We start from the raw sequence: 13,206 nt of genomic DNA, 5'->3' as shown, positions 1-13,206 counted from the left end.
CGGGATAGAACCAGTTGAGCCGACTGGTATGCATCGTGGGGCGAAGCGCCGCGCGGGCCGGCGGCACGCGTCGGGGGCGTCAGTGGAATTCGCGGCTCGACGTGCGCAGGCCGCCGAGCAGCGGCGTCAGATCCTCGAAATGCTGCGCGACGAGGTGCCTCACGTCGCTCACGACCTGCCACACGCCGGACGCCGCGAGCAGCCGCGAATCGAGGGTTTCGCGGCGCTGCCGCGCGAGCAGTTCGGGCCGGACGATCACGTTCACGCAGCCCGTTTCGTCCTCGAGCGTCATGAACATCACGCCTTTCGCGGTGCCCGGCATCTGCCGCGCGGTCACGAGCCCGCACGCGCGTGCGAGCCGGCCGTCGGGGCGGTCGCGCAGTTCGGCCGCGGACGACAGCCGCTGCGCGCGCAGCGCGGGCCGCAGCAGCGCGACCGGATGGCGGTTCAGCGTGAGGCCGGTGGTGTGATAGTCGGCGAGGATGTCGTCGGCCTCCGACGGCGCACCGAGCGCGGGCTTCTCCGCTTCGTCGATCGGCGCGGCGGCGAGCAGGTCGCGCTCCGGCGCCGCGGCGACGGCCTGCCACAGTGCATCGCGGCGATGGCCGGCGAGCGTCGCGAGCGCATTCGCGGCGGCGAGCGCTTCGAGGTCGCGGCGTTCGAGCTGCGCGCGACGCGCGAGGGTGTCGACGTTCTCGAACGGGCCCGCCGCGCGTGCGGCTTCGATGCGGCGCGCGGCGGCTTCGCCGAGACCGCGCACGAGCGACAGGCCGAGCCGCACGGCAGGCTGGCCGTGCGGCGGCAGCTGGCCGGGCAGCGCTTCGAGCGATGCCTCCCAGTCGCTTTGCGTGACATCGATCGGCAGGACCTGCACACCGTGGCGCTTCGCGTCCTGCACGAGTTGCGACGGCGGGTAGAAACCCATCGGCTGGCTGTTCAGCAATGCGGCGAGGAAGATCGCCGGTTCGTGGCATTTGAGCCAACTGCTGGCGTAGGCGAGCTTCGCGAAGCTCGCCGCGTGGCTTTCGGGGAAACCGTAATCGCCGAAGCCCTTGATCTGTTCGAAGATCTGTTCGGCGAATTCGGGCGGATAGTCGCGCTCGCGCATCCCGTCGACGATCTTGCGGTGATATTGCTCCAGATTGCCCTTGCGCTTCCACGCGGCCATCGCGCGACGCAACTGGTCGGCTTCGCCGGGCGTGAAGCCGGCCGCGATCATCGCGACCTGCATCACCTGCTCCTGGAAGATCGGCACACCCTGCGTGCGCTCGAGCGCGGGCTTCAGATCTTCCTTCGGGTAACTGACCTTTTCGATGCCCTGCCGCCGCTTCAGATAGGGATGCACCGCTCCACCCTGAATCGGCCCCGGCCGCACGATCGCCACCTCGATCACCAGATCGTAATAATTGCGCGGCCGCAGGCGCGGCAGCATCGACATCTGCGCGCGCGATTCGATCTGGAACACGCCGACCGTGTCGGCGCGGCAAATCATGTCGTAGGTCGCTTCATCATCCTGCGGAATGTGTTTCAGCGTGAATGGCTCGCCGCCCGGCTCCGGCGGCCCGCGCCATGCGGTGCGCATGTCGAATGCGCGATGCAGCGCCGACAGCATGCCGAGCGCCAGCACGTCGACCTTCATCAGCCCGAGTGCCTCGAGATCGTCTTTATCCCACTGGATCACGCGCCGCCCGTCCATCGCCGCGTTCTCGACCGGCACGAGCCGCGTGAGCTTGCCGCGGCTGATCACGAAGCCGCCGGAGTGCTGCGACAGGTGGCGCGGGAAATTGAGCAATCGCCCCGCCAGTTCGGCCCATGCGCGGATCAGCGGCGTTTCGGGATCGAGCCCGGTCGTCGCGAACTTCTGCAGCAGATCGCGGCTGCCGTCGAACCAGCGGTGCCCTTTCGCAACGCGATCGACCAGCATCGGATCGACGCCGAGCGCCTTGCCGGTTTCGCGCAGCACGCCGCGCGGGCGATACGTCGATACGGCAGCGGCGAGCGCGGCGCGATCGTGTCCGTATTTTTCATAGATATGCTGGATCACTTCTTCCCGACGCTGATGCTCGAAGTCGACGTCGATATCGGGCGGCTCGCCGCGTTCCTCGCTGATGAAGCGCTCGAACAGCATCGTGCTCTGTTCGGGGTTCACCTCGGTGATGCCGAGGCAATAACAGACGACCGAGTTCGCTGCCGAGCCTCGGCCCTGACACAGGATGTTCTGGCTGCGCGCGTATTTGACGATGTCGTAGACGGTCAGGAAGAACGGTTCGTAGCTCAGCTTCGCGATCAGGTCGAGTTCATACCGGATCTGTTTCTCCACTTTCTCCGGAATACCCTGCGGATAGCGCTCGGCCGCCCCTGCCTCGGTTTCCTGTTCCAGGTAACTCGCCGGCGTGTGCCCCTTCGGCACGATTTCGTCGGGATACTCGTAGCGCAGCGAATCGAGTTCAAAATGACACGCATCGAGAATCGCGCACGTTTCCGCGATCTCTTCAGGCGAAAACAGTTGCCCGATACGCTGCCGCGAACGCAGGTGCTGTTCGGCATTCGGCGCGAGCGCATAGCCGCATTCCGAAACCGGCATCCCGACGCGGATCGCCGTCATCACGTCCTGCAACGCCTTGCACGAGCGCCGGTGCATCGTCACGTCGCCGAGCGCGACGATGCGCACGCCGCGCCGCGCGCCGGCCGCACGAATCTCCTCGCGCTGCGCACCGTCCAGCGCACGCTGCAACTGCACGAGCCCTAGCCGCGCACGCTCGCCGAATGTCGTGCGAAACCACGCGACCTGCGCATCGAGTACATCCGCACGCACCGGATACGTGGGCACGAGAATCGCGTAGCAGTCGGGTATTCCGCGCAAGTGCGCAAACTCCTCGGGCGGCACCGACAGCATCCGCGACGTCAGTCGGTACGTGCCCTTCGGCGATGCCATCCGCCGCCACGAAATCAGTTCGGACAGGTTGCCGTAACCCTCGCGGCTCTGCGCGAGCAGCACGAGCCCGAACGCGCCGGGGCCAGGATCGTGGCCCGGCGCAACTTCATCCGGGGTTACTTCGAAATACGAACCGATGACGAGCGGCAGCCCTTTCGCCTTCGCCTCGACATGCATGCGCGCCGCGCCTGCGAGCGAGCATTCGTCGGTGATCGCGATCCCGCGATAACCGAGCTCGAACGCGCGCTCGACCAACTCCTCCGCATGCGACGCGCCATGCAGGAACGAGAAGTTCGAGCGGCAAAACAACTCCGCGTAATCGTGCAGCCAACTGAATTCCGCAACCATCACCGTTCACCCGAACAGGCCGTGCAGGAACCAGCGCGGCTCGGACTCGCTCCCCGCCCGCTCCCGGAATACCCAGTAGCACGCACCGGCCTCGTCCTGCGCGACGCAGTAATCGCGCGCAGCGAGCTGACCATCGAACCACCCGGCCTCGATCCGTTCCACCGACGACATCATCCTGAGCGGCGTATGAAATACCGGCCGCTCCCCGCGCATCAGCAACGGCAGCGGCTCGGCCAGCAGCCACGCGGGACGCGGCGGCACGGCCGGCGGACCGGCGGCCGGCTTGCCGGCCTGCGCATCGAGCGGCAGCCAGCGGTTCGCGGCTTCGGGCCGGTGATCGGCAACCGGCGCCGCGCGCAGCACGTTCTCCGCGCCGAGCCGCGCGACCAGCAACTCGAACAGCCGCGCGCGCGTCTCGCGCGTGCCGCCCGGTTCGGGAAACAGATCGTCCGCCGGCGGCGCGACCGATTCGACGCGCGTGGCCTTCAGGCGCACCGCGATCACCGCGGCCGGCAGTTCGACGCGCGCGAGCCGCTCGCCGAGCAGCCGCATGAAGTGCGCCTCGTCGCGTACGGGTGCGGCGAACGCGAGTTCGAGCGGCGTCGGCGGCACGGCCTGGCGGCCGCGCTCGTGCTCGAGATCGAACGTCATTGCGGCCAGCGACAGTTGCCGCGCGGCCAGCCAGCCGCAGAGCTGCACGACGAGCCGCCGCGCGGCGAACAGCACGGCTTCCGCGTATTCGACGCGCTCCGGCAATTCGAGCCGCACGTCGAACACGGGCGGCACCGCCATCCACGCAAGCGGCTCGACCGCGTCGCCGTACGCGCGATCGAGCGCGGCCAGCAGCGCGGGACCGCAGCGGCGCTGCAGCCCCGCGCGCGGCAGGCGGCGCAGATCGGCGAGCGTGCGGCAACCGAGGCCGTCGAACCAGCCCGCATACGGACGCGCATCGGGCAGCAGCACACAGGGCAGCCCGTCGAGCGAGCGGACGAGCGACGCGTGGCCGGCGACGCGGCGCCGGCTGCGCGCGCGCGCCGACGTGCGCGCGAGCAGCCACGCGCCGCGCCCGGTCGGCGCGGCGGACAGGCGCGCCGCATAACCGAGCGCCGCGAGCGTCGCGCGCACCTGGCGGCACAGTGACGGCAAGCCGCCGAACAGGCGCAGGCTCGGGCCGACGTCGACGATCAGCGTGGCTTCGTCGTCGAGCGCGACGCACGGCGAGAAGCGCAGCAACGCGAGCGCGACCGCGCGCAGCGCATCGGCCTCGCGCGCGGGATCGCGTTCGACGAGCTGCGTGTCGGGTGCGAGCGTCAGCACGCCGCCGCGCTTCATGCCCGCACGCACGCCTTGCCGGCGCGCGGCCGCATCGGCGATCAGCACGACGCCTTGCTCGAGCACCGCGCAGCCGGCGCCGCCGGCCGCTGCGTCAGACGGCTGCGGGGCGCACACGTCGAGCGGCAGGCGCGGCAGATGGATGCCGAGCAAGACGCGCATAACGACTCTCCACGATGGGCGACGGCAGGTCGAGCACGAGCGGCTCGCCGCGCGCGGGCCCGCGACGCTTGACGATATCGAGCGACACGCCGCCCGGCACGGGATGCAGCGCGACGCGCAGCACGGCCGGCGACGGCTGCCGCGCGGCCGACAGCGGACGCAGCATCACGAACAGCGTGTCGCCCGTGCGCGCGGCCGCGAGATGCAGGCGCCGCAGCGCATCGGGCCGCGCGTCCTGCCAAAGCAGCAGCGCGCCGCAACAGCCGGTCCTGAGCGCCTGCTCGGCGGCCCACAACGCATCCGTGCGGCTGCCGGCGCGCAGCCACAGCAACGCGTCGGCCGGCACGCCGAGACTGGCGAGCGCGGTCGCATGCGGCGATTGCGGCGGCGCGACGAGCGCGAGCGGACGCCGGGCGCTGACGGTGCGTGCGAGCGCGGGCGCGAGCAGCCGCATCTCGCCGCAGCCCGGCTGCGCGGCCAGCAGTTCGACGAGCCCGCCGACCGGCCAGCCGCCGCCCGGCAGCTCGGTGGACAGCGGCGCGAAGCCGGTATCGATCGTGCGCGGGCCGCCGCACGCGAGCTGCGAGCCGCGCCAGAGCGACGGATGAAGGGATTCGGGAGAAATGGAGGATGCGAGCATGACGCCACCCACAACTGTATGGATATACAGTATATGGCAATGCGCCCGTGTCGCACAGCGCCGGTGCGAAACCGGTTTTTGTCAGAGGAAAAACAGGGGGAAAGCCGGCGCGCCCGTCATGTTACGGTGCGCCGGATCGGGCCGCCCGCACGCCCGCCGCCACGACCATCCGGCCCGATGCGACGCACGCGGGCCGGATCGCCCGGCCGGATCGGCACGCAAACCCTCACGCAAACCGGCACGATGCAACACCGCATCGCGCCGGCTCGCCGCGTACCGCCCGTCAGGTTAGCTCAGCAACAACGCGTCGTCGTCGAGCTGCTCGTGCCGCACCTTCTCGAACATCTGCAGCAGGTCCGGCACGTCGAGCCCCTTGCGCGCGTCGCCCGACACATCGAGCACGACCTGCCCCTGGTGCAGCATCACCGTGCGGTCGCCGTAGTCGAGCGCCTGCCGCATGCTGTGCGTGACCATCATCGTCGTCAGCCGGCTCTCGGCGACGATGCGCGCGGTCAGTTCCAGCACGAACGCGGCCGTCTTCGGGTCGAGCGCGGCCGTGTGCTCGTCGAGCAGCAGGATCCGCGACGGCCGCAGCGACGCCATCAGCAGGCTCACGGCCTGCCGCTGGCCGCCCGACAGCAGCCCGATCCGGTCGGTCAGCCGGTTTTCGAGGCCGAGGTTCAGCAGCCGCAGCTTGTCGCGGAACAGCTCGCGCGACGAACGGTCGAGCGCGGCCCGGAAGCCGCGCCGCACGCCGCGCGCCGTCGCGAGCGCCATGTTCTCCTCGATCGTCAGCGCCTCGCAGGTGCCGGCCATCGGATCCTGGAACACGCGCGCGACGAGGTGCGCGCGGTCCCACGCGGGCTGGCGCGTGACGTCCGCGCCGTCGATCGCGATGCGCCCCGCATCGACGCGCTGGTCGCCGCTGACCGCATTGAGGAAGGTCGACTTGCCGGCGCCGTTCGAGCCGATCACCGCGACGAACTGGCCGTCGGGAATCTCGAGCGACAGCCCGCGCAGCGCGCGCGTCTCGATCGGCGTGCCGGGATTGAACGTGAGTGTCAGGTCTTGTGCGGACAGCATGTCATGCCCCTCCGTTCTTGCGCGCGAACAGCTTCTTGCGCGTCGCCGGCAGCACCAGCGCGATCGTGACGAGCGCGGCCGTCACGAGGTTCAGGTCCTGCGCCTTCAGGCCGATGAATTCGCTGTTCAGCGCGAGCGCGATGAAGAAGCGGTAGACGATCGCGCCGAGCACGACGGCAAGCGTCGTCAGCACCAGCCGGCGCGCGGGCAGCAGCGTCTCGCCGATGATCACCGCGGCCAGCCCGATCACGATCGTGCCGATCCCCATCGAGATGTCCGCGCCGCCCTGCGTCTGCGCGAACAAGGCGCCTGCGAGCGCGACGAGCGCATTCGACAGCGCCATCCCGGCAAGCGTCGCGCGGCCGGTCGCGATGCCTTGCGCACGCGCCATCCGCGGGTTCGCGCCGGTCGCGCGCATCGCGAGGCCGAGCTGCGACGAGAAGAACCAGTCGAGGCCGAGCTTCGCGACCACGACGACGATCGCGAGCAGCGCCGGGCGCAGCACGTAGTCGGGCATCCAGTCGGGTTGCAGCACGGTGAACAGCGTCGGCTCGGTGATCAGCGGCACGTTCGGCCGGCCCATGATCCGCAGGTTCACCGAATACAGCGCGATCATCATCAGGATGCTCGCGAGCAGATCCATGATCTTCAGGCGCACGTTGAGCCAGCCCGTGATGAAGCCGGCCAGCGCGCCCGCGACGATCGCGAGCACCGTCGCGGAGAACGGGTCGTAGCCGGCCGAGATCAGCGTCGCGGCGACGGCCCCGCCGAGCGGAAAACTGCCGTCGACGGTGAGATCGGGGAAGTTGAGGATGCGAAACGAGATCAGCACCCCGAGGGCGACGAGACTGAAGATCAGGCCGATCTCCAGCGCGCCCAGAAACGAGAACAGAGACATGATGGGGAAATCCTGTTGCTTCCCGGCCGGACGTGTACGGCCGGGTGAAGCGAACGGGCGGCCCCGGGTGGGAGCCGCCCGTCCGGCGGTGTCGTTCGGGCCCGGATCGGGCCCGCAAGCGCGGCGGTCGGGCCGCAGCTTACTTGATGACCGTCTTCGCGTCCTTCAAGAGATCCGGCGCCAGCGTGACGCCCTGCTTCGCGGCCGCGCCCGTATTCGCGAACAGCTCGAGGTTGCTGCTCGTCTCCGACGCGATCGCGCCCGGCTTCTCGCCCTTCAGGATGCGCGCGACGACCTTGCCCGTCTGGCGGCCGAGGTCGCCGTAGTTGATGCCGAGCGCCGCGATGCCGCCGCGCTTCACGCTGTCGGTGTCGCCGGCGACGAGCGGGATCTTCGCTTCGTTCGCGACCTTCACGAGCGCTTCGTACGCGGACACGACGTTGTTGTCGGTGTTCGTGTAGATCACGTCGACCTTGCCGATCAGGCTCTTCGCGGCCGGGCCGATGTCGACGGTACGCGGCGCGGCCGCTTCCTTCAGCGTCATCCCCTGCTTCGCGAGGATCTCCTTGAGCTCCTTCACGACGACGACCGAATTCGCCTCACCCGGGTTGTAGACCATGCCGACCGTCTTCGCATTCGGCACGACGCGCTTGATCAGCGCGACCTGGCGATCGAGCGGCAGCTTGTCGGACACGCCAGTCACGTTGGTGCCCGACGGGCCCCAGCCCTTCACGAGCTGCGCGGCGACCGGATCGGTCACGCCCGAATAGACGACCGGCACGCTCTTCGTCGCCGCGACGACCGACTGCGCGGCCGGCGTCGCGATCGCGACGATCACGTCGGGCTTGTCGCCGACGAACTTGCGTGCGATCTGCGCGGCCGTGCCCGTGTTGCCCTGCGCGCTCTGGTATTCCCACTTGAGCTTGTCGTCGCCGTAGCCTTCCGCCTTCAGTTCGGCGCGCACGCCGTCGCGGATCGCGTCGAGCGCCGGATGGTCGACGATCGACAGCACCTTGACGGTCTGCGCGTGCGCGGCGCCTGCCAGCGCGAGTGCGGCCACGCCGGCCGTGATCGAACGGATCGCGAAAGTCTTGAATCGCTTCATGGGTGAGTCTCCCCCGTATTGTGTCGGTTCTGGATGATGGATTCCCGCCGCCGTCAGGCGGGCACCGCCGCGCGTAAAACTCGGCGGCGGCCGGCCCGCGCGCACCCCGGGAAGGTGCGTAGCGGCGAACGCACGAGGATACCATTTCCGCAGACCACCACCTGACTCCGCCCTTTCACGCGGCGCGCCGGATTGCGCTGCCCGCCGGTGCCCGCGACCGCGCGCGAAGCCCGGCCGGCGGCGGCTCCCGCCGGCATCGGCGCAACGCGTCAGCCGCGTTGACGGCTTTACGTTATGCTGTCGGCCGACCCAGGCGACACCATCGGAGGGCACATGAAACGGGGAGTCCGTGCAATCGTATTCGCCGCCGTCGCGCTGGCGCTGCCGGGCGCGGCATTCGCGCTGACCGACGGTTATGCGCAATACGACGAGTGCATGCTCGGCGCGCTGCGCGAAAGCCGCAACGGCGCCGCGGCCCAGCTGATCCAGCGCTCCTGCGACGCGCTGTACCGCAACAACGCGATGCTGCTGCCGCGCGAGCGGCGCTTTCACGAGTGCGTCGTGCAGTCGCTGCCGGGCGTGCGCGACAACTATGCGATCCAGCAGATCATGGCGATCTGCTCGCGGCGCGGCGACATGTGAGCCGGCGCTGAACGCGGCGCACCACGCGGCCGTCCACCGGCCGCGCCAATGAAAAAAGGCCTGCGCGATGCAGGCCCTTTTCGTTCAGCGGTCCGACCGGTGTGCGGCGTTCAGAACGACGCGACCATCGAGCCCTTGAACTGCTTCTTGATGAATTCCCGCACTTCCGGCGACTGGTACGCCTTGACCAGCTTCTTCACCCACGGCTGATCCTTGTCCTTCGCGCGCACGGCGATCAGGTTCGCGTACGGGCTCGTCAGCGCTTCGAGTGCGATCGCGTCCTTGGTCGGCTGCAGGTTCGCGGCCAGCGCGTAGTTCGTGTTGATCACGGCCGCGTCGACGTCCGACAGCACGCGCGGCAGTTGCGCGGCGTCGAGTTCGGAGATCTTCAGCTTCTTCGGGTTCTCGGCGATGTCGAGCACCGTCGCGTTGTTGCCGCCCGTGCCGGCGCCCGACTTCAGCTTGATCACGCCTTGCGTCTGGAGCAGCAGCAGCGCGCGGTTCTCGTTCGACGGATCGTTCGGCACCGCGAGCTTCGCGCCTTGCGGCAGGTCCTTCAGCGACTTGAACTTCTTCGAGTACACGCCGATCGGCGAGATGTAGGTCAGGCCCGCGCTGACGATCTTGTAGCCGCGCTGCTTCACCTGGCTGTCGAGGTAGGGCTGGTGCTGGAAGCTGTTCGCGTCGAGGTCGCCCGAATCGAGCGCCGCGTTCGGCTGCACGTAGTCGTTGAACTCGATGACCTTCACGTTCAGGCCTTCCTTCTCCTTCGCGACCTTCTGCACGAGCTGCCACACTTCCGCATCCGGGCCGGCAACCGTGCCGACCTTGATCACCTTGTCCTCGGCATGCGCGCCCGCCGACAGCGTCAGCGCTGCACCGGCAGCCAGCACGGAAAATACCTTCAGGAGACTGCGACGCTTCATCTGTTTCTCGCTTTCTTGCTTACTGGAAATGGGGCGCGATACGGGTATCCCCCGACTCGCTGGAAGGGGCAAATGGTGTCACAGGATCGGCGGGAAGTGAAATACATCCCGCTCATATGGGTATGCACCGCAGCGGTGCTGGCGGCGGATGCGCGGCTTGGCCGTTAGTTGCGTTTGCGTGTGACGCGCATCCGTCAAGTCTGCGTCACGCCACCGCTGCGTCGCCGGCCGCCTTCGTGCCGAACGCGGGTTCGGCCGCCCGCTCGCCGGCCCGCCGCGACGATATGCCGCCTGCATCGCCGACCCGGAACGCGCCGACCGCGTCGCGCAGCCGCGCGGCCTGTTCCTGCAGCGACCCAGCGGCGGCCGCAGCCTCCTCGACGAGCGCCGCGTTCTGCTGCGTCACCTGATCCATCTGCGTGACCGCGCGCCCGACCTGCGTGATGCCGCTCGCCTGCTCCTCGGACGCGGCCGCGATCTCGCCCATGATGTCGGTCACGCGCGCGACGGCCTGCAGGATCTCGCCCATCGTCGTGCCGGCCTGGCCGACCAGCGTCGAACCGTTGCGCACGCGCTCGACCGAATCGACGATCAGCGCGCGGATCTCCTTCGCGGCCGTCGCGCTGCGCTGCGCGAGCGAGCGCACCTCGCCCGCGACCACCGCGAAGCCGCGACCCTGCTCGCCCGCGCGCGCGGCCTCGACCGCCGCGTTCAGCGCGAGGATGTTGGTCTGGAATGCGATGCCCTCGATCACGCCGATGATGTCGGCGATCTTGCGCGAGCTGTCGTCGATCTCGCCCATCGTGCCGATCACGCGGTTCACGACGTCGCTCCCCGTGCGCGCGATGTCCGACGCGTTGTTCGCGAGCCCGCTCGCCTGCCGCGCGTTGTCGGCGTTCTGCTTCACCGTCGCGGTCAGCTGCTCCATGCTCGCGGCCGTTTCCTCCAGCGACGCGGCCTGCTCCTCGGTGCGCTGCGACAGGTCGTCGTTGCCGGCCGAGATCTCCCGGCTCGCCGACGCGATCGATTCGGCCGACTGGCGAATCCCGCCGATCGTCGCCTGCAGCCGTGCCTGCATGTCGCGCATCGCCGCCATCATGCTCGTGCGGTCACCCGCGCGCACGGGCACCGGCTGCGTCAGGTCGCCCTGCGCGATGCGCGTCGCGAGCGCGGCCGCTTCGTCGGGCTCGCCGCCGAGGCTGGCGCGCACGTTGCGGATGATCACCAGCATCGCCGTGCTGATCACGAAGCCGATCACGAACACGACCGCGAGGTGGCCGAGCAGCGTGCGGTAGTAGATGGTGTCGATGTCCTTCAGGAACACGCCGCTCGAGATGTTCCAGTCCCACGGCGCGAAACGCGTGACGTAGCTGATCTTTGGCACGGCGGTTTCGCTGTGCGGCAGCCGCCCGCGATATTCGGCGAAGCCGCTGCCGGTCGCCTTCGCGGCGTTCATGATCGTGACGAACAGCGGCTTGCCGTCCGGATCGAGCGTGTCGCCGACCTGCGTGCCGACCAGCTTCGGCAGCGTCGGATGCATCAGCACGACCGGCTTCGAGTCCATCACGAACACGTAGCCCGAATCTCCGTAGCGCATCGCGGCAAGGCTCGCGAGCGCGTCGCGCTTCGCATCGGCCTCGGGCAGCGTGCCGCTCTGCGCGAGCGCGTGATACGACTTCACGATGCCGGCCGCCGAATCGACGAGATTCGCGATGCCGGCCCGGCGTTCGGCGAGCATCGTCGCGCGCGTCTCGTAGGCGCTCCAGGCGCCGACGCCCAGCAAACCGATCCATACCAGCGCAAGCGCGAGCCACAGCTTGCGGTTCAAACTCATTCTGCTCATCTGCGTGCCTTTATCGATGTCGGTGCACACGATGCGCACGAACGGCCTGCCGCACGCAAACGGTTGCCCTTGCATTTACGGCAACGAGGCTTACAACTTGAATACACGCCGGAGCGCAACGGACGGCCCCGGCGCGACAGCCCGCATCCGCTGTGCTACAAAGACCGGCTGGCCGGCGCGCGACGCGCCGGCGCCATTCCGGGGCCATCCATGTACGTCATCGACATCCACTACACCGCATCGCTCGAGCGCATCGACGACGCGCTCGAGCGCCACCGTGCGTATCTGCAGCCGCTGTTCGACAAGGGCATCTTCATCGCGGCGGGGCCGAAGGTGCCGCGCGAAGGCGGCGTGATCCTCGCGGCCCGCATCGATCGCGACGAACTCGACGCGATCCTGAAGACCGACCCGTTCGTCACCGAGGGGCTCGCGACGTATCGCGTGACGGAATTCCGGATCACGCGCGCCGCATCCGGCTTCAACGTGCCGGCGCTGCCGTAACGCGGCATCTGCGCGGCACGCGCGCGTGCCGACGCGCCGCGCGGCGGGCGGCGGGCGGCGGGCGGCGGGCGGCGCATGCAAACGAAAAGGGAAAAAAGAAAGCGTGACGGCGCGAAACGGCCGTCACACGATCGCCGGGCCGGGCGCCCGGCGAATGCCGGTCAGTCGACCAGCAGCTTCAGGTCGTGGACCCACGGGCCGGGGCCCTGGCCGTCGCGCACGAACAGGCGGAGCTTGCCGTCGCGATCGAACACATAGCTCGCGGCGGTGTGATCCATCGTGTAGCTGCCGGGCGTCTTGCCGGGCACCTTCGCGTAGTACACGCGGAAATCCTTCGTGACCTTCTTCAGCGCCGCTTCGTCGGCCGGCCGCAGGCCGATGAACGACGGATCGAACGCGGGCACGTACTGGCCGAGCAGCGCCGGCGTGTCGCGTTCCGGGTCGACGGTGACGAACAGCACCTGCACGCGCTTCGCGGCATCGGGCCCGAGCTGCTTCAGCGCCTCGGACAGTTCGGCCATCGTCGTCGGGCACACGTCCGGGCAGTGCGTATAGCCGAAGAACATTACGACAGCCTTGCCCTTGAAGTCGGCGAGCGTGCGCACCTTGCCGGCCGTATCGGGCAGCGAGAAGTCGTTGCCGAACTGCGTGTTGCCGGTGATGTCGAGGTTCTGGAATTTCGGCGCGTTGTCGCATCCGGCGAGCAGCAGCGCTGCCGTGAATGCGCACGCGAGCATCCAGCCTTGGCGCGCGCGGCGCCCGAACCGTGTATGGAGCATTGCGTTCAAACC

11 protein-coding genes are annotated in these 13,206 nt (G+C 68.9%); 2 read left to right on the top strand and 9 right to left on the bottom strand.

Annotated elements, in window-relative coordinates; all coding sequences use genetic code 11:
• Nucleotides 1–79: 79 nt before the first annotated feature.
• The 6 genes from KVT39_RS29515 to KVT39_RS29490 form a co-directional block, all read right to left on the bottom strand.
• The gene (locus tag KVT39_RS29515) at nt 80–3,283 is read right to left on the bottom strand and encodes an error-prone DNA polymerase (RefSeq protein ID WP_217590800.1); all 3,204 of its coding nucleotides are present in this window, start codon (nt 3,281–3,283) and stop codon (nt 80–82) included.
• A gap of 6 nt (nt 3,284–3,289) precedes the next feature.
• Entirely contained in the window at nt 3,290–4,777 is a 1,488-nt protein-coding gene (locus KVT39_RS29510; protein WP_217590799.1) for a DNA polymerase Y family protein, read from the bottom strand.
• Entirely contained in the window at nt 4,710–5,417 is a 708-nt protein-coding gene (gene imuA, locus KVT39_RS29505) for a translesion DNA synthesis-associated protein ImuA (RefSeq protein WP_217590798.1), read from the bottom strand. The genes KVT39_RS29510 and imuA overlap by 68 nt, the downstream gene beginning before the upstream one ends.
• Before the next feature lie 288 nt (nt 5,418–5,705).
• Complete coding sequence (locus KVT39_RS29500; RefSeq protein WP_217590797.1) at nt 5,706–6,500, bottom strand: ABC transporter ATP-binding protein; 795 nt, start codon at nt 6,498–6,500, stop codon at nt 5,706–5,708.
• 1 nt (nt 6,501) lies between these two features.
• Nucleotides 6,502–7,398 (bottom strand): ABC transporter permease, encoded by an 897-nt coding sequence (locus tag KVT39_RS29495; protein WP_105393573.1) that lies wholly within the window; start codon nt 7,396–7,398, stop codon nt 6,502–6,504.
• Between the two features lie 139 nt (nt 7,399–7,537).
• A complete protein-coding gene (locus KVT39_RS29490) occupies nt 7,538–8,503 on the bottom strand; it encodes an ABC transporter substrate-binding protein (protein ID WP_034179095.1) in 966 nt (321 codons plus the stop codon).
• A gap of 333 nt (nt 8,504–8,836) precedes the next feature.
• On the opposite strand from KVT39_RS29490, the gene KVT39_RS29485 reads away from it, so the two are divergent.
• Entirely contained in the window at nt 8,837–9,145 is a 309-nt protein-coding gene (locus KVT39_RS29485; protein ID WP_105393575.1) for a VF_A0006 family four-cysteine protein, read from the top strand.
• 110 nt (nt 9,146–9,255) lie between these two features.
• On the opposite strand, the gene KVT39_RS29480 is transcribed toward KVT39_RS29485, so the two are convergent.
• Nucleotides 9,256–10,071 (bottom strand): MetQ/NlpA family ABC transporter substrate-binding protein, encoded by an 816-nt coding sequence (locus KVT39_RS29480; protein ID WP_034179096.1) that lies wholly within the window; start codon nt 10,069–10,071, stop codon nt 9,256–9,258.
• Between the two features lie 205 nt (nt 10,072–10,276).
• On the bottom strand, nt 10,277–11,914 hold the full coding sequence (locus KVT39_RS29475) for a methyl-accepting chemotaxis protein (RefSeq protein ID WP_217590796.1): 1,638 nt from the start codon (nt 11,912–11,914) through the stop codon (nt 10,277–10,279).
• A gap of 210 nt (nt 11,915–12,124) precedes the next feature.
• Here KVT39_RS29475 and KVT39_RS29470 point away from each other — a divergent pair, with 210 nt between their 5' ends.
• Nucleotides 12,125–12,415 carry a YciI family protein gene (locus KVT39_RS29470; RefSeq protein ID WP_034179097.1) on the top strand — a complete coding sequence of 97 codons (291 nt, stop codon included), beginning with the start codon at nt 12,125–12,127 and terminating at the stop codon, nt 12,413–12,415.
• Between the two features lie 161 nt (nt 12,416–12,576).
• Here the strand turns inward: KVT39_RS29470 and KVT39_RS29465 are convergent, their stop codons facing one another.
• The gene (locus tag KVT39_RS29465) at nt 12,577–13,194 is read right to left on the bottom strand and encodes an SCO family protein (protein ID WP_217590795.1); all 618 of its coding nucleotides are present in this window, start codon (nt 13,192–13,194) and stop codon (nt 12,577–12,579) included.
• Between the last annotated feature and the right edge of the window lie 12 nt (nt 13,195–13,206).

The sequence above is a fragment of the Burkholderia sp. GbtcB21 genome (genome assembly GCF_019091065.1).
Lineage (GTDB): Bacteria > Pseudomonadota > Gammaproteobacteria > Burkholderiales > Burkholderiaceae > Burkholderia > Burkholderia pyrrocinia_C.
The sequence above is the reverse complement of the archived record's forward strand: the minus strand, read 5'-3'. Positions and strand labels throughout refer to the sequence as shown.